25 protein-coding genes and 1 pseudogene are annotated in these 24980 nt (G+C 54.6%); 6 read left to right on the top strand and 20 right to left on the bottom strand.

Annotated features, from left to right (window positions below; all coding sequences use genetic code 11):
- Positions 1 to 61 precede the first annotated feature (61 nt).
- From ACOYNV_RS00460 to ACOYNV_RS00435, 6 genes are all read right to left on the bottom strand, one after another.
- Positions 62 to 556, bottom strand: a complete 495-nt coding sequence (locus tag ACOYNV_RS00460) for a YajQ family cyclic di-GMP-binding protein (protein WP_422897759.1) — start codon at positions 554 to 556, stop codon at positions 62 to 64.
- A gap of 12 nt (positions 557 to 568) precedes the next feature.
- Complete coding sequence (locus ACOYNV_RS00455; RefSeq protein WP_422897758.1) at positions 569 to 880, bottom strand: pyrimidine/purine nucleoside phosphorylase; 312 nt, start codon at positions 878 to 880, stop codon at positions 569 to 571.
- 2 nt (positions 881 to 882) lie between these two features.
- Positions 883 to 1092, bottom strand: coding sequence for a DUF2788 domain-containing protein (locus ACOYNV_RS00450; RefSeq protein WP_422897757.1), 210 nt, complete (start codon positions 1090 to 1092; stop codon positions 883 to 885).
- Between the two features lie 12 nt (positions 1093 to 1104).
- A complete protein-coding gene (locus ACOYNV_RS00445; RefSeq protein ID WP_422897756.1) occupies positions 1105 to 2337 on the bottom strand; it encodes an argininosuccinate synthase in 1233 nt (410 codons plus the stop codon).
- Positions 2338 to 2424: 87 nt separating this feature from the next.
- Positions 2425 to 3360: an ornithine carbamoyltransferase gene (gene argF / locus ACOYNV_RS00440; RefSeq protein ID WP_422897755.1), complete on the bottom strand. Its 936-nt coding sequence runs from the start codon at positions 3358 to 3360 to the stop codon at positions 2425 to 2427.
- A 12-nt stretch (positions 3361 to 3372) separates the two neighbouring features.
- Entirely contained in the window at positions 3373 to 4545 is a 1173-nt protein-coding gene (locus tag ACOYNV_RS00435; protein WP_422897754.1) for an aspartate aminotransferase family protein, read from the bottom strand.
- A gap of 208 nt (positions 4546 to 4753) precedes the next feature.
- On the opposite strand from ACOYNV_RS00435, the gene ACOYNV_RS00430 reads away from it, so the two are divergent.
- Complete coding sequence (locus tag ACOYNV_RS00430; RefSeq protein WP_422897753.1) at positions 4754 to 5524, top strand: ParA family protein; 771 nt, start codon at positions 4754 to 4756, stop codon at positions 5522 to 5524.
- Positions 5525 to 5543: 19 nt separating this feature from the next.
- Here the strand turns inward: ACOYNV_RS00430 and ACOYNV_RS00425 are convergent, their stop codons facing one another.
- Complete coding sequence (locus ACOYNV_RS00425) at positions 5544 to 5792, bottom strand: hypothetical protein (RefSeq protein WP_422897752.1); 249 nt, start codon at positions 5790 to 5792, stop codon at positions 5544 to 5546.
- A 223-nt stretch (positions 5793 to 6015) separates the two neighbouring features.
- On the opposite strand from ACOYNV_RS00425, the gene ACOYNV_RS00420 reads away from it, so the two are divergent.
- Complete coding sequence (locus tag ACOYNV_RS00420) at positions 6016 to 6315, top strand: DUF3579 domain-containing protein (protein WP_422897751.1); 300 nt, start codon at positions 6016 to 6018, stop codon at positions 6313 to 6315.
- Positions 6316 to 6560: 245 nt separating this feature from the next.
- On the opposite strand, the gene rpsT is transcribed toward ACOYNV_RS00420, so the two are convergent.
- The 8 genes and pseudogenes from rpsT to ACOYNV_RS00380 form a co-directional block, all read right to left on the bottom strand.
- Complete coding sequence (gene rpsT, locus ACOYNV_RS00415) at positions 6561 to 6827, bottom strand: 30S ribosomal protein S20 (protein ID WP_422897750.1); 267 nt, start codon at positions 6825 to 6827, stop codon at positions 6561 to 6563.
- Positions 6828 to 7094: 267 nt separating this feature from the next.
- Complete coding sequence (locus ACOYNV_RS00410; RefSeq protein ID WP_422897749.1) at positions 7095 to 9086, bottom strand: alpha-1,4-glucan--maltose-1-phosphate maltosyltransferase; 1992 nt, start codon at positions 9084 to 9086, stop codon at positions 7095 to 7097.
- Between the two features lie 31 nt (positions 9087 to 9117).
- Complete coding sequence (glgA, locus tag ACOYNV_RS00405) at positions 9118 to 10323, bottom strand: glycogen synthase (protein WP_422897748.1); 1206 nt, start codon at positions 10321 to 10323, stop codon at positions 9118 to 9120.
- Between the two features lie 470 nt (positions 10324 to 10793).
- A complete protein-coding gene (locus ACOYNV_RS00400) occupies positions 10794 to 11267 on the bottom strand; it encodes a hypothetical protein (protein WP_422897747.1) in 474 nt (157 codons plus the stop codon).
- A 51-nt stretch (positions 11268 to 11318) separates the two neighbouring features.
- Positions 11319 to 11714 (bottom strand): DUF2934 domain-containing protein, encoded by a 396-nt coding sequence (locus ACOYNV_RS00395; RefSeq protein ID WP_422897746.1) that lies wholly within the window; start codon positions 11712 to 11714, stop codon positions 11319 to 11321.
- A 219-nt stretch (positions 11715 to 11933) separates the two neighbouring features.
- Positions 11934 to 12308: a diacylglycerol kinase gene (locus tag ACOYNV_RS00390; RefSeq protein ID WP_422897745.1), complete on the bottom strand. Its 375-nt coding sequence runs from the start codon at positions 12306 to 12308 to the stop codon at positions 11934 to 11936.
- 269 nt (positions 12309 to 12577) lie between these two features.
- Positions 12578 to 13804, bottom strand: coding sequence for a glycosyltransferase (locus ACOYNV_RS00385; RefSeq protein WP_422897744.1), 1227 nt, complete (start codon positions 13802 to 13804; stop codon positions 12578 to 12580).
- Positions 13792 to 14019 (bottom strand): annotated as a pseudogene (locus ACOYNV_RS00380) (UDP-2,3-diacylglucosamine diphosphatase); the annotation flags it as partial. The gene ACOYNV_RS00385 and the pseudogene ACOYNV_RS00380, both read right to left, overlap by 13 nt.
- A 241-nt stretch (positions 14020 to 14260) precedes the next feature.
- Between ACOYNV_RS00380 and rpiA the strand changes: the two are divergent.
- Both rpiA and phoU read left to right on the top strand, forming a co-directional pair.
- Positions 14261 to 14923: a ribose-5-phosphate isomerase RpiA gene (gene rpiA, locus ACOYNV_RS00375; RefSeq protein WP_422897743.1), complete on the top strand. Its 663-nt coding sequence runs from the start codon at positions 14261 to 14263 to the stop codon at positions 14921 to 14923.
- 88 nt (positions 14924 to 15011) lie between these two features.
- Positions 15012 to 15722 carry a phosphate signaling complex protein PhoU gene (phoU, locus tag ACOYNV_RS00370; protein WP_422897742.1) on the top strand — a complete coding sequence of 237 codons (711 nt, stop codon included), beginning with the start codon at positions 15012 to 15014 and terminating at the stop codon, positions 15720 to 15722.
- An 83-nt stretch (positions 15723 to 15805) separates the two neighbouring features.
- On the opposite strand, the gene ACOYNV_RS00365 is transcribed toward phoU, so the two are convergent.
- The 4 genes from ACOYNV_RS00365 to ACOYNV_RS00350 all read right to left on the bottom strand — a co-directional run bounded on the left by ACOYNV_RS00365 (position 15806) and on the right by ACOYNV_RS00350 (position 19758).
- Positions 15806 to 16078, bottom strand: coding sequence for an oxidative damage protection protein (locus ACOYNV_RS00365; RefSeq protein ID WP_422897741.1), 273 nt, complete (start codon positions 16076 to 16078; stop codon positions 15806 to 15808).
- 78 nt (positions 16079 to 16156) lie between these two features.
- The gene (argA, locus tag ACOYNV_RS00360; RefSeq protein WP_422897740.1) at positions 16157 to 17476 is read right to left on the bottom strand and encodes an amino-acid N-acetyltransferase; all 1320 of its coding nucleotides are present in this window, start codon (positions 17474 to 17476) and stop codon (positions 16157 to 16159) included.
- A 4-nt stretch (positions 17477 to 17480) separates the two neighbouring features.
- Positions 17481 to 19004 carry a polyphosphate:AMP phosphotransferase gene (gene pap, locus ACOYNV_RS00355; RefSeq protein WP_422897739.1) on the bottom strand — a complete coding sequence of 508 codons (1524 nt, stop codon included), beginning with the start codon at positions 19002 to 19004 and terminating at the stop codon, positions 17481 to 17483.
- On the bottom strand, positions 18997 to 19758 hold the full coding sequence (locus ACOYNV_RS00350; protein WP_422897738.1) for a 16S rRNA (uracil(1498)-N(3))-methyltransferase: 762 nt from the start codon (positions 19756 to 19758) through the stop codon (positions 18997 to 18999). The genes pap and ACOYNV_RS00350 overlap by 8 nt, the downstream gene beginning before the upstream one ends.
- A gap of 54 nt (positions 19759 to 19812) precedes the next feature.
- Here ACOYNV_RS00350 and ACOYNV_RS00345 point away from each other — a divergent pair, with 54 nt between their 5' ends.
- On the top strand, positions 19813 to 20364 hold the full coding sequence (locus ACOYNV_RS00345; protein ID WP_422897737.1) for a thioredoxin family protein: 552 nt from the start codon (positions 19813 to 19815) through the stop codon (positions 20362 to 20364).
- A 294-nt stretch (positions 20365 to 20658) separates the two neighbouring features.
- Entirely contained in the window at positions 20659 to 22626 is a 1968-nt protein-coding gene (locus ACOYNV_RS00340) for a fructose-1,6-bisphosphatase (protein WP_422897736.1), read from the top strand.
- A gap of 110 nt (positions 22627 to 22736) precedes the next feature.
- Here the strand turns inward: ACOYNV_RS00340 and ACOYNV_RS00335 are convergent, their stop codons facing one another.
- Positions 22737 to 24923, bottom strand: coding sequence for a SulP family inorganic anion transporter (locus tag ACOYNV_RS00335; RefSeq protein ID WP_422897735.1), 2187 nt, complete (start codon positions 24921 to 24923; stop codon positions 22737 to 22739).
- Positions 24924 to 24980: the final 57 nt, after the last annotated feature.

The raw sequence follows: 24980 nt of genomic DNA, 5'->3' as shown, positions 1-24980 counted from the left end.
ATGTTTAACTGGCAGGACTTTCAATTGACACCGCGAACATACCCCCGGTTCAACAAAGATCTCAATCGCGAAAGTTGCCGTACTTGATCGGAAAGTCGGTAATCGCCTTCTTGACCAGGGAAATGGCTTCCTGCAGCACATCGCGCTTGGCACCGGTCACCCGCACGGCGTCGCCCTGAATGGCCGCCTGCACCTTGAGCTTCGAGTCCTTGAGCAACTTGACGATTTTTTTGGACAGTTCGCTCTCGATGCCGATCTTGATTTTCAAATCCTGCTTGACCTTGTCGCCCGAGACTTTCTGTACACCCTGATGATCCAGGCGCTTGGTGCAGTCCGGCTCTTTCTTTTCCATCTCCGGGAAAAGAATATCCTTGATCTGGTTGAGCTGAAAGTCCGAGTCGGCATAAAGGGTAATGAGCTTATCCTTTTCGTTCAACTCGACCTTGGCACTCGTACCCTTGAAGTCGTGGCGCCCGATGATTTTTTTTCCGGCCGAATCGATGGCATTCTTCAGTGCCACCATGTCCACTTCAGAAGAAAAATCGAAAGATGGCATCAGAACCTCCGCTTAAGCGAAATGACAAACGTAATGATAGGGTTCGTCGCAAGCGATTTCGAACGACGATTCGCCGGGCACATTAAAAGACTGCCCGGCAGCGTAGGTTTTCCAGTCACTTTCACCCTTCAGGCAAACCCGGCAGGAACCACCGACGCCTTCCATGACTTCAGGCGCTCCTGTATTGAAAGTCAGCGATGAGGGCAGGATCACACCCACCGTCTTCCTGGTGCCGTCAGCAAAGAATACGTTGTGGCTGATGCACTTGCCATCGAAGTAGACGTTAGCCTGCTTGACGACACTCACGTTATCAAATTGCGACATGATCACATTCCCCAAAATATTTGAAAGACTGACTTGGCGATAAAACCAAGCATGCCGAAAGAGAGTACGAAAAACAGGACGAAGGTGCCGACCTTGCCGGCCTTCGCCTTCCACGCCAACTCGCCGATGATGAAAAGCATGTAGAGCATGAAGGCACCGATCCCGAAGGTCATGCCGAAATCCGAAACCTGCGCTTCAGTCAGTCCAAACATGGATGAACAATTTCAACGCTTGTTGCTGTTGGCAAGATTGGCCGCGATGCGCATGCGCAGGGCGTTGAGTTTGATGAAGCCGCCGGCATCCTTCTGGTCGTAGGCGCCGGCATCGTCCTCAAAGGTCGCAATAGTCGAATCAAACAATGAATCGGTCTTCGAATCACGAGCGGTGATGATGACGTTACCCTTGTAAAGCTTGAGCCGCACCCAGCCGTTGACCGTTTGCTGGGTGGCATCGATGAGCGTCTGCAAAACACGGCGTTCCGGACTCCACCAGTAGCCGTTGTAGATCATGCTGGCGTAACGCGGCATCAGATCATCCTTGAGGTGGGCAACCTCGCGGTCCAGTGTGATCGACTCGATGGCGCGGTGCGCGCGCAGCAGGATCGTTCCACCCGGCGTTTCGTAGCAGCCACGCGATTTCATGCCGACGTAGCGGTTCTCGACCAGATCAATACGGCCTACACCATGTTTGCCACCCATCTGATTGAGCAGAGCGAGCAATTGATCGGCCGGCATGCGCTTGCCGTTGATGGAGACCAGATCACCCTTCTCGAATTCCAGGTCAACGTATTCGGCCGCATCGGGAGCGGCTTCAGGCGACACGGTCCAGCGCCACATCGATTCTTCAGCCTCGGCTGATGGCTCTTCCAGATGGCGCCCTTCGTAGCTGATATGCAGCAGGTTGGCATCCATCGAATAGGGCGAACCGCCTTCCTTGTGCTTCATTTCTACCGGAATGCCGTGTTTCTCGGCGTAGGCCAGCAATTTCTCGCGCGAGAGCAGGTCCCACTCGCGCCAAGGGGCAATTATCTTGATGTTCGGCTTGAGCGCGTAGGCGCCTAGTTCAAAGCGCACCTGGTCGTTGCCCTTGCCGGTCGCACCGTGCGCAACCGCATCCGACCCTGTCAGGTTGACGATTTCAATCATCCGCTTGGCGATCAGCGGACGCGCAATCGAGGTGCCGAGCAGATATTCACCTTCATAAACCGTATTGGCGCGAAACATCGGAAAGACGTAGTCGCGCACGAATTCTTCGCGCAGATCTTCGATGTAGATGTTCTCAGGCTTGATGCCGAACTTGATGGCCTTCGGGCGCGCCGCTTCCAGTTCATCTCCCTGACCAAGATCAGCCGTGAAGGTCACGACTTCGCACTGATAGGTATCCTGAAGCCACTTGAGAATCACCGACGTATCCAGACCACCCGAATACGCCAGAACTGCCTTCTTGATATCGCTCATTGATTTACTCCAGTAAGTAGCGAAGAGAGATGAGTGAGGAGTGTGGAGTGGAACTGGATTCGCTCCTCACCCCTTACTCTTGTCATTTCACTGATCAACTTTGCCAAGGATCAGATACTCCATCAGCGCTTTTTGTACATGCAGACGATTCTCGGCCTCATCCCAGACAACGCTCTGCGGACCGTCAAAAACCTCGGCAGAAACTTCTTCGCCTCGATGCGCCGGCAAGCAGTGCATGAATAGTGCATCCGGACGGGCGACACGCATCATCTCGGCATCCACCTGCCACTCGGCGAAATCGCGCAAACGTTCGGCGTTCTCGGCTTCAAAGCCCATCGAGGTCCATACATCGGTCGACACGATGTCTGCATCCTTCGCCGCCGCCATCGGATCAGCAAATTGCTCAAAGTTGTCGGTACCGTAGAGGCCAGCACGTTCGACTTCCACCTCGTAACCCGGCGGCGTTGACACATGGACATGAAAATCAAGCACCTCGGCGGCCTGCAGCCAGGTATTGCAGACATTGTTCGAATCACCAATCCAGGCTACCGTCTTGCCCTGAATCGGGCCCCGCTGTTCGATATAGGTGTAGATATCCGCCAATATCTGGCACGGGTGGTACTCGTTGGTCAGCCCGTTGATCACCGGCACCCGCGAGTTCGCCGCCAGCCGCTCGACAATTCCCTGCTCAAAGGTACGGATCATGATCAGGTCGCTCATGCGGGAAATCACTTGTGCGGCATCCTCGACTCGCTCCCCGCGACCGAGCTGTGAATCACGTGTGTTGAGATAGATTGCTGCACCGCCAAGCTGCTGCATGCCGGCCTCAAAGGAAAGACGAGTACGGGTGCTGGCCTTCTCGAAAATCATCACCAATGTCCGGTCAATCAACGGCCAGTGCTTTTTGTAGGACTTGAACTGCTCCTTGATCCAGTGCGTACGCTCGAACAGATATTCGAACTCCGCACGCGTGAAGTCCTTGAACTGAAGGAAATGTTTGACGCCTGGTTTGGCAGTTGTCATGGCAGCTTTCGATCAGGCAGCGAGAAAATCACGAATCAAAACAGAAAGTCGCCTGACCAACTCACGCCCTTCTTCAGTACTGAAGGTCAACGGCGGCAGCAGGCGCACGACCTTGTCTGCTGTCACGTTGATCAGCAACCCGGATTCGAGAGCCCGTGTCACCAATTCACCACAGGGACGATCCAGTTCGATGCCGATCATCAAACCCTGACCACGGATTTGGACAACACCTGCGGCGCCGGAAAGCTCCTGCGCCAGACCTTCCCTAATCAAGCATCCGACAGATTCGGCATTAGCGATCAACTGATCATTTTCAATCACCTCGATGGTGGTCAACGCAGCCGTTGTCGCCAGTTGGTTGCCACCGAAGGTCGATCCGTGATTGCCCGGTTTGAAGAGGCCTGCCGCTTTGCCTGCGGTAAGGCAAGCACCAATCGGAACGCCCCCGCCAAGCCCCTTGGCCAAGGTCACCACATCCGGGCGAATAGCGGCATGCTGAAAGCCGAACCAGGTTCCGGTACGACCCATACCACACTGCACCTCATCGCAGATCAATAGCCAACCGTTTTCGTCGCAAAGTTTACGCAGCCCTTGCTGAAACTCGCTTTCAGCGATACGGATACCGCCTTCGCCCTGCACGATTTCGAGCATGACTGCTACAACACTCTTGTTATGTTCGGCAATCGCACGAATCGCTCCAAGATCGTTGTAAGGCACCCGCGCAAAGCCCGAAACGAGCGGCTCGAAACCGGCTTGTGCCTTGCGGTTACCTGTTGCCGAAAGAGTCGCCATGGTGCGCCCATGGAAAGCATTTTCCATGACGATGATGGCTGGAGTGTCAATACCCTGCTGGTGCCCATAAAAGCGCGCCAGCTTGATCGCTGCTTCGTTGGCTTCACAACCCGAGTTGCATAAAAACACCTCTTCCATGCCGGCCAGTGCTGTCAGCTTGTCGGCCAGAAGCTCCTGTTGCGGCATACGGTAAAGATTTGAGGTATGCAGAAGTCGCCCAGCCTGCGCAGCAAGGGCAGCCACCAACACGGGGTGATTGTGCCCCAAAGTGGAAACGGCAATACCCGACAGCGCATCGAGATAGATTTTCCCCTCGCTGTCAGTTATCCAACTTCCGTCGCCATGACTGAAAGCAACCGGCAACCGGGCATAGGTATTCATTAGGTGTGACATATAAAACCCCTGGATGAGGCCCTGAAACTGAAACGGCGGCTTGCGCCGCCGGAATGATCACGCATCAGTACAACATCGGTACTTACCGGCAAACCCTTGAAAGCCTTGCCTGCCGATATGGCAAGGGGAAGAATTTTAAGGGAAAACCAGTGGCTTGTATATAAAATCGAAAAGCACGCGCGCTACGTACAGCACGCTATAATGTGGAATGCGCATCGCTCTTTTCAACCAGAAAGGTGGCGTCGGAAAAACCACGACGGCGCTCAACCTCGCTGCCGCCATTTTTAGAGAAGGCGGCCAGCCGCTACTGCTGGACCTGGATCCACAGTGTCACCTTACAGTCATTCATGGATCAACCCCGCGCGATTCAGGGCGTAGCCTTTTCGGTTTTTTTCAGGGCATCCGCGCTCTTGATGAACTGGCCATTCCCTGGGAAGGCATTGGCAGGCTTGTTCCCTCGCACCAGCAATTGATCAAGGTCGACTCGATATTCGGCAAAGGCCCTGCCATTCTGAACAAATTGCGCCTTGGCCTCGATGTCATTGATGAATCCATACCAGGCAATGCGGCACAAAACACAATCATCGACTGCTGCCCCTACGTTGGAGTTCTGGCGCTTAACGCCATCTTTGCGTGCGATGTATTGCTCATCCCGATATCGACCGATTACATGTCCTTGCAGGCCGCAGAACAAATGACACGGACGCTGGAAATTCTCGAACCAGTGCTAAAACGGCGTGTAGAGCGTCGCTATCTGCTGACGCGCTATGATCGCCGACGAAATATGAGTAAAGACATTCAGAACCAGCTTCGCCAGCGCTATGATGAAGAGGTCTTGCAAACCGTGATTTCGGAGAATGTGGCCATAGCAGAAAGCCCTTCGAAAAAACGGGATGTGTTTAATCATAATGCATCCAGCGTCGGCGCAAAAGACTACATGGCTCTATACAAGGAACTTCGGCAACAAAATCTCATTTGATAACACCCAGCAAACGCCGCTATTTTGCGTGCTGGACCGAATTTGAACCCGCGATGAGATCAACAACCTCTTCAAAACTAACCGGGCCAGTTCTCGGCGCTTGAATTACCAAACGCTTTGCATCGATAATTTCACACCCAAGATAAATCTGGCGCAACTTACGCTCCGCATCCGGTTCGTCCTTGCCAAATATCAACAGATTATCGACAACGGCACCACTCCGTGTGCGAATACGGAAACCATACTTGGCTGTAGGCGAAACCTGCATAAATTAGCTCTATATCAATGAGATAATTGAACTATATGCAGTAAATTATCTGAATGCAAGCCAAGGATCCATTTTTCCGATATAACCGATTTTTTCAGACACATAATTTCGACATGATACGGATCCAGGTATCTGCGATAAAGACTGCTTTCTGTTAAAATTGCCGCATCCACTTGGCCCGCAGGGCTTCAAAAAAACAATTTTCGGCTGAACCCGCCAATACATGCGATTTTCGTCCAATATCCCGTTCATCATCGTCGGCCTGACCATAGATGGCAAAAGATTCCGCCCCAGCGACTGGGCTGAAAGGCTATGTGGCGTTTTATCTGCGTTTGGCGCTGAGAAAAAAATGAAGTACTCGCGCTATGTTGGTCCAGGGCACTACAACGGCGAAAAAGCTGTTTTCGTCGATGGACAACTCTACGAGATTGAGCCGATGGCTTATCGTTTTGTGCTCAACTTTGCACAGGACAATGATCTTCAGCTAATCGAGGGTGCCTGCAAAATCGACATCAAGGATTAGCAAACCTGATTTGAGAAAATGGCAAACGCCCCCACACCGGTATTTTATTGTAGATGGGTGCGCGATTCTAAAAGCGTGCCTAAAAGCGTGCCTTGCACCCTGAAAGAATTCCTCGGGGAGAGTAATGCAAGCAGGCCGGGAACTCACCTGAATTGGGGCAAACCAAGTCCATGCCCGTTATCTGGTTCAGCAATGAAAAACGGCGCCTAAAGACGCCGTTTTTAAATTTCCGAACCCAACGAGGATCAGGCTGCTAGCGCCTTGATCTGAGCCGACAGGCGGCCTTTGTGGCGGGATGCCTTGTTCTTGTGGATGATTTTCTTGTCGGCAATGCGATCTATCACCGAAACGGATTCCTGATAAATGCTTTGAGCAGCAGCCTTGTCGCCAGCTACAATCGCCTTTTGCACACGCTTTACTGCCGTGCGCAAAGTAGAGCGCAGGCTAGCGTTGTGGGCGCGTTGCTTAACGGATTGGCGTGCGCGCTTGCGAGCTTGTGCGCTGTTGGCCATGGTTGGTCCCTAAAAAAGCTGATTGGTTAATCGAGAACGCGTTATTCTATAGATTTCAGTCGCCTAACGCAAGCCTCATTTGTGAGATGCCATTCAGTTTGTCTCCGATAAAAAATCCAGCTTCGCACAATGACAGCGCCGAGGCCGTGAAGAAATTTCAGCCCCCCCGAGCGCAGATGTGCCCAAAGAAAATCCTTTTGGTGGGGCATCTCCGCGGTTGCGCCGGCATGGCCTTGGGCCTTGGATTTTCAATATTTCCCCTGGTTTTCAAAGAAAATAGTCAAATCCATCTTCATAATGCTGCCATCGGCGGATCACGAAAATGTGCGCCATGTCATGGGCCGGATCCAGTTCGACATAGGCTTTCGGGCCACGCCAGAGATAGCGCTCGTCGGTGAGTAGATCGTGCGCTTGGTACATCTCGTCCTCGCGTATGCCAAACTTGGCGATCGGCATGTGGATGAACGAATGGTGTTTGTGGAAAGGGTCCAGATTGACTACGCACACGATGATGTTGGACTTATCCTCAGTCATCTTGAGATAGGCGATGACGTGGGGACTATCGACCTCCAGAAAAACAACATCGTTGTAGCTTTGCAGTGCAGGGTTCTCGCGACGGGCTTGATTGATACGCGTGATCAGCGGTGCGATGCTGTGAGGTGCATTCCAGTCGCGCAGCTTGATCTCGTACTTTTCTGAATCCAGATACTCTTCCTTCCCCGGAATCGGTGCGTTTTCGCTCAGTTCGTAGCCGCTGTAGATGCCATAGACGCTGGACAAGGTCGCGGCGAGCACGGCGCGCATGATGAATGCCGACCGGCCGCCAATCTGCAAGATGGTGGGCAGGATATCCGGAGTGTTGGCGAAGAAATTGCCAGTGTAATACTCCTTCATCGGACCGGCGGTCAACTCGCTGACGTATTCAGTCAGCTCATGCTTAGTGTTGCGCCAGGTGAAGTAGGTGTATGACTGCGTGAAGCCGGCCTTGGCGAGTAACCGCATCATTTTTGCTTTGGTAAATGCTTCGGCCAGGAAGATGACACCAGGATGCTGTTTATGCACTTTACCGATCACCCACTCCCAGAATTCGACTGGCTTGGTGTGTGGATTGTCAACGCGGAAGGTGGTGACACCCTTCTCGATCCAGAACAGGAAGATTTTCAGCATCTCCTGCCACAGTCCGGCACGGTCTGTCGTGCCGAAGTTGAGCGGGTAGACGTCCTGATACTTCTTGGGCGGGTTTTCTGCGTACTTGATCGAGCCGTCGGGTCGGTGGTAGAACCAGTCTGGATGATCGGTGACATATGGATGGTCAGGCGAGCAGTTCATCACATAATCAAGCGCAATCTCGATTTCCAGTTTGCGGCAACTGGCGACGAATAGCGCCCAATCGTTCCAAGTGCCAAGCTTCGGTTCCAGCGCCATGTGGCCGCCATGCTCGTTACCGATCGCCCAAGGGCTACCTACATCGTCAGGTGCGGCCACCAGGTTATTGTTCTTGCCCTTGCGGAAGGCATGGCCGATGGGGTGGATTGGCGGCAGATAGACGACATCAAAGCCCATCTTCTTTACCTCCGGCAAGCGGCGGCAGCAATCCTGCAATGTGCCGTGCTGACCAGGCACGGAGCTCTGCGAACGGGGGAAGAACTCGTACCATGCAGCGTAACGCGCTACCGGTCGCGTCACGACGACCTCAAGAGCGGGCTTAAGCTCGGCGCCCTCTGATCGATCGGGATACTTGGCCATCAGCCTGTGCATCAGGCTGCTGGTGCCTTGGTCAATGGCAACTTCCTGCTCGCCCTCGGCCATCACGGTTTCTATCGCGCGGATGATGCCGTTGATAAGCGCCTTATCTTCATCCGACGCCAAGGCGGCGGATGCCTTTAGAATCACCATGCCCTCCAGTAACTCGCTGGTCAGGTCACCACCCTGCATGCTCTTCTTGGTGATCTCGTCGACCCACGAAAGATAGCGCTCGGCGTAACCCTCGACAGTAAATTCCCAGCGACCAAGCTCGGTGACAGTGAATTCACCACGCCAACAATCATTTTCCAGCTGGATCATGAGACTCTTCTGCCACAGCCTGTCGCCCTGTTTGCGATACTTGACGACTGCGGCGAGAATGTCGTGGCCTTCCTTGTAGATGTCGGCGGTGACGGTAACTTTCTCTCCCACCACACGCTTGATGGGGAAGCGGCCGCAATCGATCTGCGGCTGGACCGCCTCAATAATGACACGCGGATAGTCTTGGGGAACCATGAAGTTAATCCTCTAATATGAAATTGTTGAGTTAAACCAATGTTCTGTACAGATCCTTTGTCTGCTGAGCGATGCTGGTCCAGCTGAACACGTCATGCGCACGTTGCTGACCGGCGGCAGCCATCGAATCCGCCAGTTTTGGATCGTCCAGCACCTTGTTGATCGCAGTAGCCAAATCGCGCGCGAAGGCATCCGGATTCACTGGCTCGAAGGGCGCTACGTGCATTTGCTCAATCGGCACCAGAAAACCGGTGACACCATCGACCACCACCTCCTTGATGCCACCGACAGCACTCGCCACTACGGCCGTGCGACAGGCCATGGCCTCCAGATTGATGATTCCGAAAGGCTCGTAGATCGACGGACAGCAGAATACCGTAGCATGCGAATACAACTGGATCGCTTCTTCCTTGCTCACCATATCCTGGATCCAGATCAGGTGCTTGAAGCCCTCGCGGCGAACATGCTTGACCGCTGCTTCCATCTCGGCGTGAACTTCCGGGGTATCGGGCGCGCCAGCGCAGAGCACAACCTGAACGTCAGGATTGATGTACTTGATCGCGTTCACCAGGTGGATGATGCCTTTCTGACGCGTGATCCGGCCGACAAACAGAACGATAGGCTTGCCCGGATCGACGCCATATTTTTCAAGAGCACTTGTTTCGGTTGTCGGCGAGTACTGTTCGGTGTTGATGCCGTTGTAGATCACGGTGATCCTTGCCGGGTCGATATCGAAATGTTCGAGGATGTCGTCCTTGGTTCCCTGTGACACGGCGATCACTGCATCGGCGAGGCCGAGCGAGGTGCGCTCGATCCACGACGACATGTCGTAACCGCAACCGAGTTGCTCGCGCTTCCAAGGGCGCAGCGGCTCAAGTGAGTGCACCGTATGGACCAGCGGAATGCCATACAAAGTCTTCGCCAGGATACCGCCGAGGTGTGCGTACCAAGTATGAACATGCACCAGGTCGGCATCAATCTGCTCACTCAAGGTCTCAAGGTTGGTCTCGAAAGTATCCAGTGCACCGCTGAGCTTCTTGTCTACGTGCGAGAAACTGCCCTTCCCGAAAGGAAAACCCTTGACCCTCACGCCTTCTTTCACCGTGTCCTGGTTGCCAAAACAGCGGACTTCGACGTGCATCACTTTGGCCAGTTCACCCGCCAGATAATCGACGTGAACCCCGGCGCCACCGTAAACGTAAGGAGGAAATTCGCGAGTAAGAAACAGAACTTTCATTGAGGCACCTTTCCTTAGTGTGAATCAGAGGAGATTGCTAAAAAAACAATCGCGGCAATGGCTACCGCACTACCACACACTGCTAAGGATAGGCATTTCAACCGCATGACCCGAAGTATCCTTGACCTCTGCATCCCGGTCAAATGCTGATTTTCTTCGACCAGTCACCGAGAGACTATGAATACATATCTCCCCTTCAAGTAAGGTAAGGGATCTGTGGATTCATATCTGTAAAATCAGGTCATCCTTGCACTGATCGGACACGCGAATCCGGGAAGAGTGGGCAATATTGCTCGTTAACCAGCGATGAAAGGTGCCGCCCGGTGTGACTTGAAACATACCAAGCGAATCCGGCGAAATCGTTTATCGTAGCAGCGACAACAGAGCCCGCGACCAGCTGTTGGCGCAAGCGCCAGGCAGGTCACGTATGTACGCGAAAAACGCAGCAGGCTGCGTTTGTTTTGCGAGCTTCAGGCGATTCGAAGCTGTGCCAGAGAAGCGACCGCGTTCCCGCCACTGATATCCGGTGTAATGATCAGTTCGAGCACGGTGACCCCTGACAACTCGATCTGATGCTCTTCGGTTTCAGTGGTGGCACCTTGCGGGTTGAAGTTCCATTGTTGCCGCACAATCTCCCGGAACGAATGCCCACCGTCCGCAGACCATCGCAGAACATACTCTTGTGTTCGCTGCGAAGATGTCTCGACAAAAAAGAGATGTATCCGGCGAAGCCGTTGCGGCTGCGAAAAGAGCAGCCGGATCGTCTGCTTACCTGCCACTGCGGCACGCCAACCAAGGGTTTCACCAGGCAACAGTGCGGATTCAATGGGATACCCGGCCTCCTCGGAGCTGATCTCAACCTCGGCCAGCTCCTCAAGGTCAAGCCACTCTCCAGTCGCCGCAGATGCCCCCTGCTTGACCTCGGTGATCAGTCTTTTGCGCATTCGTTCATCTCTCTTCAGTAGCAAGTGTTCCTGAAACAGGAACCCGTTATTTCAAGCCGCGGCTTCGCCCAACTGGATGGCAATCTCTTGCTCGGCCAGTGCCCAGTAGTGCGTGTCATGCCGCTGAAATCCATCCTTTTCAGCGATGAAGTACGCAGCGGACTCAATCATCCGATAGCGTTCCTCAGCACTTGGACTTGGCTGTGCAGGCGCCTTCTTGGCAGAAGGAGCTGCAGGCCGTGTTACGGCTGCTTGCTGCCGCTTGACTTCGGTGGCTGGTGCCTGGACAGCCTTTTCGGCAACCGCCGGTATGGCCTTCTTTACCTCCGGAGCCTTGGCTACCGCATCGGCGATCTTCTTCTCAATCGCCACCGGCTTCGCCACAGGTTTCGCCACCGGCTTCTTGGCTGTGGAAGATTTCTTGGTGGTGATCTTTTCTTCAGTCATGATTATCCTTTTAAAGTTAGGCATTGCTATCGAACGAGTCGAAGTATCCTTGAACTCTTCACCCCGGTCAATTGCTCATGATACCCAATTCTAAAGAAGCAGAATCAAACACGAAACATTTAATTTTTACACAACAGAAACAGTTCAGTTGCAGGTAAAAGACAGGACGATCCCGATATCGTTCTGTAGCTGCATCGAGGACCAAACCCGATTTGTAGTTTAGCCAAGCAACACGCAACCCCAAACCGAAACCACATTGATCAACGCCAGCAGCACGGCCGCACTGCCGATATCCTTGGCGCGTTTGGACAGATGATGCCGATCAAGGGATACCCGATCCACGGTGGCTTCAATTGCCGAATTGAGCAATTCAACAATCAACACCAATAAAACGCTTGCGATCATCAGAGCGCGCCCGACCCAGGTCACGGGCAGAAAAAAGGCGGCGGGAATCAGCAATACGGCAAGCAGAGCTTCCTGACGAAAGGCATCTTCACAGGTAAAGGCCGCATGCAAACCGGCGAGCGAATAGTGCAGGGCATTCCACACCCGCTGCAATCCGGTTTTTCCCTTGAAAGGGCTTTCCTCAAGCACACACTTCTCCTTGCCAGATTCTCAGCCCTGGATTATGCCGGCTTTTCTGGTAATGCGGAGTTGATCACAGAGCGATTTTCCCTGATTTCAATTACTGACGCTGATGCGGGCAACTGGCATACATATCTGGCCTGCAACGTAATAAATACGGGCATCTTGAGCCCATATCCCCTGGAAGCCTTTATTCATGAGGATGTCGCGGCACCCTACTCCATGATGGCCTATTGACCTGCCTCTCAGCCTCATGCATGACGGCAAACCGGGCATGGTTAAGGCAGAGACAGATTGAAGTCGGGAATACTTTGCCCAATGTGCCAGGAAACGATCTGCCGGTAAAGTTCCGCCATTCTTCCGGCGAGCTTGTCGTCCGACCACTCGGCGGCGTATTCGCGCCCTTCGGCCGAGAGACGATTCCGCAAATTGGCGTCACGCAGAAGCCCGGTCAGGGCAACTGCGAAGGCACACGGATTATCGTCAGGCACGATCGCGCCGCGACCGGCGCCGAGAATGTCCACCGTTCCCATCTCCGCCAAAGAAACCACGGGCAGACCGGCGGCCATCGCCTCCAGCAGAACCAGCCCCTGCGTCTCCGTGCGTGAGGCAAAGACAAAGGCATCCGCCGCGGCATAACAGGCCGGCAGATCGGTTTTCCTGTCGAGATAGCCGATGAACTGGACGCAGCCCTGCAATCCGCGCTCTGCGACTGTCTTTCGCAGAGCGGGCAGCGCCGGCCCTTCTCCAGCAATCACCAGAAGTACGTTGGGGAGCGATTCACGCGCCAGATCGATCACATCCAGCAGAAAGCCGATGTTCTTTTCGTGCGCCACGCGGCCGACAAAAAGTGCCACCGGCCGCGATTCGTCGATACCGAAGCGGGTGCGGAAATCCTGGCGACCAGCGCGGTGGCCATCGTGGTTTCCACCGCTGTTGCCATCACTCGCCGGAACTTGCAGCGAGATACCCGTCGGCAGCACGTGCATGGGCGCCTTCACGCCGTAGCCGCCCAGCCGTTCATGAATTGCCTTTGACGGCACAATAACGGCATCGAGCGCGTTGCACTGGCGGCGCGAGAAACTGCGTGCCAGCCCGCGTAGCCAGGCCGCCGGAATCAGCGGCGCGTAGTGTTTCAGGTATTCCTCGAACAGCGTGTGATAGGTGGCTATAACGGGAATCCCGTTACGCCGCGCCGCCGCGCTGGCGGCATAGTGCGCGACAAACGGGGTCTGCACGTGAATCAGATCGCAACCCTGTTCGACGGCGTCTTCAACCGCCTGGTGCATGGCTCCCCAGCGCACCAGACGATCTTCCGGATCGCCGGGCACCGGTCGCGCCGGCACTCGGGTAATCCACGATTCAGAACAGGGCTGACCGTAGTCGGGCGCCACCAGACTGACCTCGACACCATGCGCTCGCAGCGCTTGGTGATAGGTCTGAATGGCGGTTGATACGCCATTGATGCGGGGAAAATAGACATCCGAAACCATTACGACACGCATGCGACTTCCTCCTGTTGTGCATTGACCACGGCGAGTTCCTTGCTGCCCCAGGCAATCAGTTCCAGACGGCCGTCGAGGTGTTCGACGATCGCCGTGCAACTGTCGACCCAGTCGCCGCAATTCACATAGGTGATTCCGTCTACATCGCGAATCACCGCGCTGTGGATGTGTCCGCAGATGATTCCATCGAGGCCGCGCTGTCGTGCGGCATGACTGGCGCGGGTGCCAAGATGGATGTCGGAGAGAAAGATTGAACGTACGGTAGGCATGCCGCGCATGTTGCCGGGCAATCATTACAGTGCCGTGTCTTGCCGGTTACATTTTATGTTTTGCTACGACATGACTGGCCACCTTGACATTGCCGCAAAGACAACAACGTTGCCAAGCATCCTGTCATCGCTACCTGCAATTGTATAAAATGAACGTTCACCTCACCATATCAGGACTTGCATCGCCATGACTCAGGACGAACTCAAACAAGCGGTGGCGCGTGCCGCGCTCGCTTACGTTGTTGAAGGCCAGCTTGTTGGCGTAGGCACGGGCTCCACCGCCAGGCTGTTCATCGAAGTATTGGTCGGGATGAAGGACAGGATCGCCGGCGCCGTAGCCAGTTCCGAGGACACGAAGAAACGCCTCGAAGGCCACGGCATCAAGGTCTTCGACCTCAACGAGGTAGCCGAACTTCCGGTCTATATCGACGGCGCTGACGAAATCAATGTCGAGATGCACATGATCAAAGGTGGCGGCGGCGCCTTGACGCGCGAGAAAATCGTTGCCGCTGTCGCCAAAAAATTTGTCTGTATCGTCGACGGGTCGAAACTGGTGCCGGTGCTTGGCACCTTTCCGCTACCGGTTGAGGTCTTTCCGATGGCCAGCGCCCATGTTGCACGCGAACTTACCAAGCTTGGCGGGACGCCGGTGCGGCGCGAAGGTTTCATCACCGACAACGGCAACCTCATTCTGGATGTGAAAGGTTTGCAGATTCTCGACCCGGTTGATCTGGAAACTCGCATCAACCAGATCGTTGGCGTGGTAACCAACGGCCTGTTTGCCCGCCGTCCTGCCGATGTCTGCCTGCTTGGCACCAGTAGCGGCGTGCAGACATTGACGGCTTGCTGAAACATTAGACTGAAACAAAAATGTAATCTTGTTGAGTTAGACTTTGATCTCAGCAATTCCGATGCAAAATAATTCTGGAGCAAGAGGCATGAACGATCATCACGATCACACTTCCAAGAATTTCGATCTTGAACTCGAAAACTTGCGTACGCGCGTCCTGCAGATGGGCGGCATGGCTGAAGAGCAGTTTCGCAAGGCGATCGAAGGTCTCTATAGTGGCGATCACGCGCTCCTCGAATCCGTGATTCGCGACGACAATCTTATCAACCAGATGGAGACTGAGACCGAGACCTCGTGCTATCAGATCATCGCCAAACGACAGCCGACAGCTGTTGATCTGCGCATGGTGGTGTCCGTACTCAAGGCCATTTCCGATCTGGAGCGCGTCGGCGACAAGGCTCGCAAAATCGCACGCCTTAGCATCTCCCTCACCAACCACACCGCCACAGGCACGCTGAATATCGAATTGAATCACATGGCCGAAACGGCGTTGAATATGTTGCGCCTCTCGCTCGACGGCTTCGCCCGTCTCGATCTCAGCCTGGTCACCAAAGCCATCCATCTGGATTCCCATGTCAACGCGGAGTATGAGTCCGTGGCCCGCCAGTTGGTCACCTACATGATGGAAGATCCGCACACCATCACGAGCGCGCTGGATATCCTATCGATCGCCAAAGCCATCGAGCGCATCGGCGATCACGCCAGCAGCATCGCGGAATACGTGGTCTTCATGGTCAAGGGACTGAATGTACGTCACGCGACAGCCGACGAAGTAGAAGCGAAGATAGCCAATAGCTGAGTCCGGCGATCGTCACCTCGCGTAACAATCGCTGCCCACAAAAAAGCCCCTTAAAATAAGGGGCTTTTTTGTGGGCAGCAGAATCAGGCTTTTGGCGGTACGTAGCCCTGTACCTGATCGACACCACTTCCGAAAAAATGTTTCTCGATCTGTTCAGCCAGATATTTGCGATGCGCGGCATCGGCCAGATTGAGACGGTTTTCGTTGATGATCATCGTCTGCATGCGAATCCACTGCTGCCATGCTTCCTTCGACACGCTCTCGTAAATGCGCTTGCCGAGTTCCCCCGGATAGGGCGGAAAATCCAGCGCTTCGGCCTCGCGACCAAGCTTGATGCAATTGACCATTCTTGCCATGAAATTAACTCCGTAAAACAACATCCGAATTCGATAAAAACGCTTGGATTATACCGCGCTGGACGACGACAAACGTTCTCACACCGTTTTGGTAAACACCTTGGAACGGCGTTGCAGGTTATAGAGCAGCCGTTTTTCTGTCGGCAACTGATCGACCGACTGAGCGACAAAGCCACGCTCCTTGAACCAGTGTGGCGTCACCGTGGTGAGCACGAAAAGGCGCTTGATACCTGCAGCCCGGGCACGTGTTTCGATGCGTTTCATCAACTGCTCGCCATAACCCCATCGGCGATAGCTTGGATGCACGGCGACGCAGGCCAGTTCGGCCTGATCTTCACCATACGGGTAGAGCGCGGCACAGCCAACGATCAATCCATCGTGCTCGACCACCGAGAAGCGGGTAATCTCGCGTTCGAGTAGTTCTCGCGAACGGCGAACGAGTGTCCCGTCCTCCTCAAGCGGCTCGATCAGCGCCACCAGACCGCTGATATCGTCCGGACGGGCGTCGCGCAGAATTTCAAGCGACTCGCGGGTGATGATGGTGCCGACGCCATCGCGCGAGAAAAGCTCGCGCAGCAGCGTGCCATCCTCGTTGTATCCGATCAAATGCACACGACCGATACCTGAGCGGCTGGCACGCACGGCACACGGCAGATAACGCTTGATGTCGGGTGACAGCCACTCGCCAATCGTGATCAGGCGTTCGGCCGTATCGGTGGTCATCTCGTCGAGGAGTTTCCCGTCGATATCGGTCACGCCCTGGCTATCGGTCAGAAAAATCAGTTTGTCGGCGCCGATGGCGATCGCCGTCGACTCGGCCACTTCCTCCATCGCCAGATTGAATATCTCGCCCGTCGGACTTGAACCCAGGCTGGAAAGAATCACGATATTACCGATGCCGAGTTGGGCCCGAATTCCCTCGGCGTCGATCTTGCGCACGCTTCCGGCGTACTGCATGTCCACGCCGTCGAGCACGCCAAGGGGTTTGGCCGTAATGAAATTGCCGGCAATGACGCGAATCGTGCTGTTGGCCATCGGCGTATCGGGCAAACCCTGCGAAAGCAGAGCGTCAATTTCCAGATACACGCTGCCGACGGCATCAATCACGCAATCGAGCGTCGCCGCGTCAGTCACGCGATAGCCCCCGTGGGTGACTGACGCGATGCCCTTCTCGGCCAGTTCCTCCTCAATCTGCGGGCGCGCTCCATGCACCAGCACCAGGCGCACGCCCAGAGCGGCTAGCAGGTTAGCGTCATAAGCCAAGGTCCGTGCCAGCGGCCCGGAAATCGCCTTGCCGCCAAATGCGATGACAAATGTTTTGCCACGGAACAAATTGACATAGGGCGCAACTGACCGGAACAGGGACACGAAGTGGGCGGGACTCAACTCGTCGGACATGTCGTTATTTATCCTTAACAGTTTCTTTTGATTTAACGGCTGGAATTTCGGCGTTCAGCGCATTTTCCAGGCGCTCGCAGATGGTTCGCAGAATCTTCACCCGCGCGTAATTCTTGTCATTGGCCTCGACCAGCGTCCACGGTGCGGTACTGGTACTCGTCCGGTCAACCATGTCGCAAACGGCCGCATGATAGGACTCGCTTTTCTCGCGGTTGCGCCAATCTTCCTCGGTGATCTTGAAGCGCTTGAACTCGATTTTCTCACGCTCCTTGAAGCGCTTCAGTTGCTCATTGTCGCTGATCTGCAACCAGAATTTGATGACAATCGCGCCATCTTTATGCAACTCATGTTCGAAGTCATTGATTTCGGTGTAGGCACGCAACCAGTCCGCTTCGGCGCAAAAACCCTCGACGCGCTCAACCAGGACACGGCCGTACCAGGTGCGATCGAAAATCGCTATCCGGCCGATGCGCGGTATGTGCCTCCAGAATCGCCAGAGATAGGGCTGCGCGCGCTCCTCTTCGGTCGGCGCAGCCACGGGTATGATCTGATACTGGCGCGCGTCCATCGCCGCTGTAATGCGCCGGATGCTGCCACCCTTGCCTGCGGCGTCGGAGCCTTCAAAGGCGATCATCAAGGAGCGTTTCTTGAATTCGGGATGACGCACCAGTTCCGAAAGCCGCCCCTGCCACTTGGCCAGTTGGTCTTCGTAAGCCTTGTGCTCCAGTTTCTGCGTGAGATCCAGCGCGGTCAGGACATCCAGCGTGTCGATCTTCGGTGCCAGCGGCGGCGCCACCGGGAAGTTCTGGTCGCGCTTGTCGGCCAGCCGTTTTTGCATCGCATCGAGGACAACCTTGCCGACGGTCAGCGAACGATAGCGATCATCGGTTCCTTCAACAACGATCCACGGGGCCCACGGCGTGTTGGTCATGCGCAGTACATGACCGGCCGCTTCCTGCAACTTGTCGTAGGTTTTAAGGCGCGCCCAGCTTTCCTTGGTTACCCGCCAGGCCGTTCTCGGATCTTTTTCCATTGCTTTCAAACGCTGGCGTTGGCCGTCCTTGGACAAGTGGAACCAGAACTTGAGGACCAGCGCCCCTTCATTGACCAGCATCGCCTCGAAACGATTGATCTGATCCATGCGCTGATCAAGATCACCTTTGTCGAGCTGGCCGAGGATTCGATCCCGGATCGGGTCCGAGTACCACGATCCGGCAAACACGCCGGCCCGCCCCTTTGGCGGCAAAGCGCGCCAGTAGCGCCACATGTAGGGACGTTCGCGCTCTTCATCACTCGGCGCCGAAAAAGCGAGGGTAGACAGGAAGCGCGGATCCATCCATTCGTAGAGCACGTTGATGGTCTCGCCCTTGCCCGACCCATCAACACCGCTCACCAGAATGACCACTGGAAACTTGCCGTTCTCACGCAAATCGAATTGTGCGTCGAGCAAAGCCGCGCGCAGCTTCGGAACCTCCTCGCGGAATGTCGCCTTGTCGATCGTGTGTCCCAACTCTGCCGATTCAAACATGATCTGCTCCCTCTCTGAAGTCGCCCCATAAACACTGAATCGCCGCCAACGCGGCAAGCCCTGCTGTTTCGGTACGCAGAATGCGTGGCCCGAGCCTAACGGAAATAAAGCCAGCCAGTGCGGCCATCTCCATTTCTTCCGGTGCCAGACCACCCTCGGCACCAATCAGCAATTCAACTTGTCCTCCCGGCGCTGGTGGCGTAATGCTGTCCAGAGTCAATGCCGATCCGGGGGCAAGCATCAAACGCAACGCACCTTTGCTGGCTGGTTTGCCCAACCATCGCTCCAGCCCTTCCAAAGCCGGCACTTCCGGTACCCGATTGCGCCCGCATTGCTCGCAAGCCGAGATGGCCACGCCTCGCCAGTGCTCGACGCGGCGCATCGCCCGCTCGCCATCGAGGCGCACCACGCTACGCCTCGAAGCCACCGGAACGATACGCACCACGCCCAGTTCCACGGCCTTCTGCACCGTCATGTCCATCTTCTCACCAGACTGCAAAGCCTGAACCAGCGTTATATTGATCGGCGCTTCACATTCGGTGTCGTGCCATTCCAGGATGTCTACGGAAACCTTCTCACGACCAAGCTCTGCAATGCGTGCCACGTATTCGCCACCATCTCCATCGAACAGCACGAGATCGTCGCCCTGACGCAGACGCAACACCCGGCAAGCGTGTCTCGCCGCGCTCTCCGGCAGATCGAGGTGCAAATGGGCCGACAGCGGCATCGGGCAGTAAAAACGAGGCAAACTCATGGTGATATTATAGGGACAACTCAAAGCATCTTAGTCAACAGGAGTATTGCTGCTATGGCTATCAACACCCCATTGTGCAATTTCGGCTGGAAAGCACCCGATTTCGAACTCGGCGACACTTTTGGCGAACACCAGACGCTGGCTACCCTGCGCGGACCCAACGGACTTTTGCTGATGTTCATCTGCAACCATTGCCCTTACGTAAAGGCAATCATCGACCGCATCTGCCGCGACGCGGTGGAATTGCAGGCGATGGGATTCGGTGTTGCGGCAATCATGAGCAACGACACGGACGCCTATCCGGAAGATTCTTTTGCCAACATGCAGGAGATGGCCAGGAGGTTCAGCTTTTCCTTCCCTTATCTTTACGACCCGACCCAGAACGTCGCTCGCGACTATGAGGCGGTATGCACGCCGGACTTCTTCGGATTCAACAAGTATCTGGAATTGCAATACCGCGGCCGACTGGATTCGAGCGGGCGCTCTCCGGCGGCAGCCGATGCACGGAGAGAACTTGTCGAAGCCATGCGCCAAATCGCCACCACTGGCCATGGCTCGGCCGAACAGGTGGCGAGCATGGGCTGCTCGATCAAATGGAGAGTTTGATCGAGCATTACCTTAAAAGAGGAGTGAATCTTCCTCCCCTGATTTAAATTCCCGCGTTTATTGTCAAACATCTTTCTTCTTTGCACATAGTATTGTTGTGACTGGAGTATTTTGGCTGCTGCACTTTTTCCATTTGGTTCAAGTTGCCAAAGAGCAATCAACACGCTATGACACCCTGATCGTCACGATTATTTGACTACCGACTATGCGTCCGGTAATACTTTACCCTTTACAGTTGCAATAGCCTTCCCAAACACGGACTGGTCATCTCCCCCTAGCGTAGAAAAGACAATCATGCAAACGCCCACACTGAAATACCTGAAACTGTTGTCAGAAAAATACCCATCAATCCAGGCGGCATCTACGGCGATCATCAACTTCACAGCCCAACTCCAACTTCCCAAGGGCACTGAACACTTTCTTTCCGACATCCACGGCGAGTACGAAGCTTTCCAGCACGTCCTGCGCAATGGTGCGGGATCAATCTGTCGCAAGATCGACGAAATGTTCGGCAATACCATGTCGAAGTCCGAGCGGCGGAATATGGCAACACTCATCTATTACCCGGAGTTGAAAACACCGTTGATGTTGCAGAGCGTCCCGGACAAGGAAGAATGGAGTCGGTTGACCCTGGTTCGCCTGGTTAAATTCAGCCGCAGGCTGAGTGCCAAGTATCGGCGTGAAACGGTCAGAAATCTTCTGCCGAAGCATGTTGCTGAAACCATCGAAGAACTGCTGTACGACCAGGAAGGTGTCGAGCACAAGGCGGCCTACTACCAGAGCCAGATCGACACCATCGTCTCAACCGGCAGCACGCAGGCCTTCATCACCAGCCTGGCAGAGTTGATTCAGCGATTGGCGGTTGAAAGACTGCACGTCATCGGCGACATCTATGATCGAGGTCCTGGCGCCCATCTCATTCTTGACACCCTGATGGATCACCACCAAGTCGACATTCAATGGGGAAATCATGACATTCTGTGGATGGGTGCGGCCGCAGGCAGTGAGGCCTGCATAGCAAACGTCATCAGAATTTGCCTGCGCTATGGAAACATGGAGTCGCTGGAAAACGGTTATGGGATCAGTTTGCTGCCTCTCGCCTCCTTTGCCCTCGAAACCTACAAGAACGATCCCTGCGATCGTTTCATCCCCAAGGTTTCGTCTGACAGCTCGTTCAGCAGTCAGGAAATCCGGCTAATGGCTCAGATGCAAAAGGCCATGGCGGTCATGCAGTTCAAACTTGAAAGCCATGTCATCAAGAGGCGTGCGCAATATCAGATGCAGGATCGCCTGCTTCTGGAAAAAATTGACTATCAGCGTGGCGTCATCACTCTGAACGGCATCGAATACCCGCTGCTTGACAGCTTCTTCCCGACCATCGACGAAAAGAACCCGGACGTACTGACGCCAGAAGAGCAGATTGTCATTGAAAAGCTGAGGCTTTCCTTTATCAACAGCAACAAGCTCCAGCAGCATGTCCGATTCCTATTCTCGACGGGTAGTCTCTACCTCATCCATGACGGCAACCTGCTCTATCACGGTTGTATCGCCATGAACGACGATGGCGAGTTCAAGGCCTTCAACGTCGACGGAAAATCCTTCAGCGGAAAGAAGTTTCTCGACCGGGTGGATCGCCTTGCGCGGCAAGGCTATTTCGATACTGACAATCTGGAACAAAAGCAGTACGGCATGGATGCCATGTGGTTCCTGTGGTGCGCGTCCCAGTCTCCGCTGTTCGGCAAAGAGAAAATGGCAACCCTGGAGCGCTACTTCATTGCCGACAAGGTCACCCATGTCGAAAAGCGTAATGCCTATTACACCCTCCGTGATACCGAAGAAAGCGCCCGCAAGATACTGAAAGAGTTTGGACTGAATCCTAATAGTGGGCACATCATCAACGGCCATGTACCGGTCAAGGTGGCAAAGGGCGAACGTCCCATCAAGGCCAATGGAAGGCTGATCGTCATCGACGGCGGTTTTTCGAAAGCCTACCAGCGGGAAACCGGGATTGCTGGCTACACCCTGATCTCCAATTCACGCGGCTTGCTGCTTGCCGCGCACCAACCCTTCGAGTCAACGGAAAAAGCCGTGTCCGAGGAACTTGATATCGATACCGAAACTGAAATCATCCACGGCCACCCAGACAGGATGCGGGTACGCGACACCGACCGGGGACGCGAAATTCAGGAGCAAATCGATGAACTTCAAGCCCTTTTGCACGCCTACCGTGAAGGCCTGATCAAGGAACACAGCCTGCTTTAGAGGTTCTAACTTGCACAGAAAAATTGTGTCGAAACGCACGTTTTTCAGAAAAGTTGTTGTTGATTCGACTAAAGGCCACGCCCGAACTGGGTTTGTGGCCTTAAAAAATTTCAGCTTTCCTGCAGCAATGTCAATTCATCATCCGTATGCCTAAGGCGTATCGCCAGCGTACGGGCGAGTTGCGAAACCAGCACAAATGCAATTCGTTTGTGCTCTTCTGCCAGATAGTTGAATTTTTCCAGGGTCAACACATACAGATCCGAATCTCTGGATGCGATGGCGTCGTTGCCTCGCGGCTGGTGATCAAGAAATGCCAACCCACCAAAAAACTCTCCGCGTCCGAAGGTGGCGATGTGGCACAAACGCGAACTCCCGCCAACATAGCCCATGATCCGCACCTCACCCCGGCGGATGAGGTAGAGATCTGCTTCTGAATCACCGCGCTTGTAAATGTTTTCTCCGGCCTTGTACGAACGAATCTCCATGCAGGCTTTGAGATCGGTCAGCGTATCTGGCTTACTGCCCTTGAACAGTTCGATCTCGTGAAGTTCAAGTGGCGGCAACTCGACTTCCGGCTTACTAACATCGCCGAGCAGACGATCTTCAACCCATTCAATGGCGGCTTCCAGCGTCGGCATGATAATCACCGCGGTTCCATCCGAAACCAGCCCTGCGAGTTCAAGAAACTCACGCAGATTACGGCCGTTGGGCAGGCTTTCGCGCACGCTGGATAGCAATAGCGGAACGCCACGCTCGGACAGCAGATCACGCACCAACTTGAGCATGTGAATGGCCGTCACGTCGACCGATTGCACACGCTGCATGTCAAGTATCAGGAAATCGGTTGTCATCAACTCAGGTTCAAGGGTCAGATAGAACTGATGCGTGGTGCCAAAAAACAAGCTGCCCTGCAATTCGAAAATGACTGCTGTATTCCCTTTCTTTTCGAGCACTTGCATTTCTGCTTCCGGTCGGTACCAGGTAGACGAGCGCTGACCGACAAAACTTTTCCGGCGCACCACATTGCCACCCACCTGCTCACGCAGGAAAAGGATGATCGAAAGAATAACGCCCACCGCCGAAGCCGCAATCAACCCGACGAAAAGCGCAACGCCAATAACCGCCAGCACCACCGAAAAATCCAGCACGGTCGAGCGGGATTCCAAAAACCGCAGTGGATCCGTGTCGATCATGCGTAAACCGACCACGATCAAAACGCCGCTCAGGGTAGCTATAGGAATCCAGGCGACAAAAGCGCCCAGCAGCAGGGCAACAAGCAATGCCATCACCCCTTCGACGATGCCAGAAATCCTCGTCTTGGCGCCACTCGACAGATTGACCAGACTGGCGCCCATGGTTCCGGCACCCGGCATACCACCGATGGTTGAAGCCACGACGTTAGCAAATCCCTGTGCCGCCAGTTCGCGATTCGGATCATGGCGCGTACGCGTCATCTGATCGAGAACGACGCAGGTTTTCAGCGTATCAATCGAGAGCAGTGCAGCCAAGGTGATCGCACTGCTGACAAGACCCGCCACCTGCGAGAGTTTGAGTTCACCGATCTGATACCAGCGATTCGTGATCAACTCGACATAACCTTCGCTAGTCGCACCGAGCGAACCGACAACCAGGGAATTCCCCGAAAGTTGAAGCATCGAAGGGTCGGTGCTGGCGATACCGGCATAGGTCAAAATACCAGTGAATATTCCGATGATTGTTCCCGGCACCGCCTTGGTAAACTTAGGTGCCACAAGCATTGCCAAAATGGTCATACCGCCGATAGACAGGCCTCGCCAGTCCCAATGATGTGGAGTTATCAGGACTTCCAGCCAGTAAATACCTGCTGGTGCTCCGGCAAACTTCGGCAACTGACTGCCGATGATGATCAGACCAACGCCGCTCAGATAACCGCTAACCACTGGATAAGGAATATATTTTATCAGCTTGCCGATACCGAGAAAACCGATGAGTATCTGGATCAAACCGGTGAGTATGCCGAGAACGGTCATCATCAACACCACGGGTACCGGCTGCACACCCTGCGACACCAATTGTATGGCGAACGCCGAAAGTACGGCCGCTGCGGGCGCGCAGGGCGCACTTATGAGGCGATCCGTGCCACCGAAGGTAGGCGCAATGAGCCCGAGGGCGGTCGCTCCAAGAATGCCGGCCAGCGCACCGAACGCCGCATATTGCGGGCTGATCGCTGAATAAACAGTAACGCCGAACGCCACTGCCGCAGGCAATGCTACAAGCATGGCGGCGAAGCCACCCCAGAAGTCCCCCGAATAGCGCATCCAGGTTCCTGAAAATATGCGCATCACACTCCCCTCTTTGATATGAACTTTTTTTAC

The sequence above is a fragment of the Propionivibrio sp. genome, assembly GCF_049316945.1.
Classification (GTDB): domain Bacteria; phylum Pseudomonadota; class Gammaproteobacteria; order Burkholderiales; family Rhodocyclaceae; genus Propionivibrio.
This window is presented reverse-complemented; position numbering and strand designations above follow the sequence as displayed.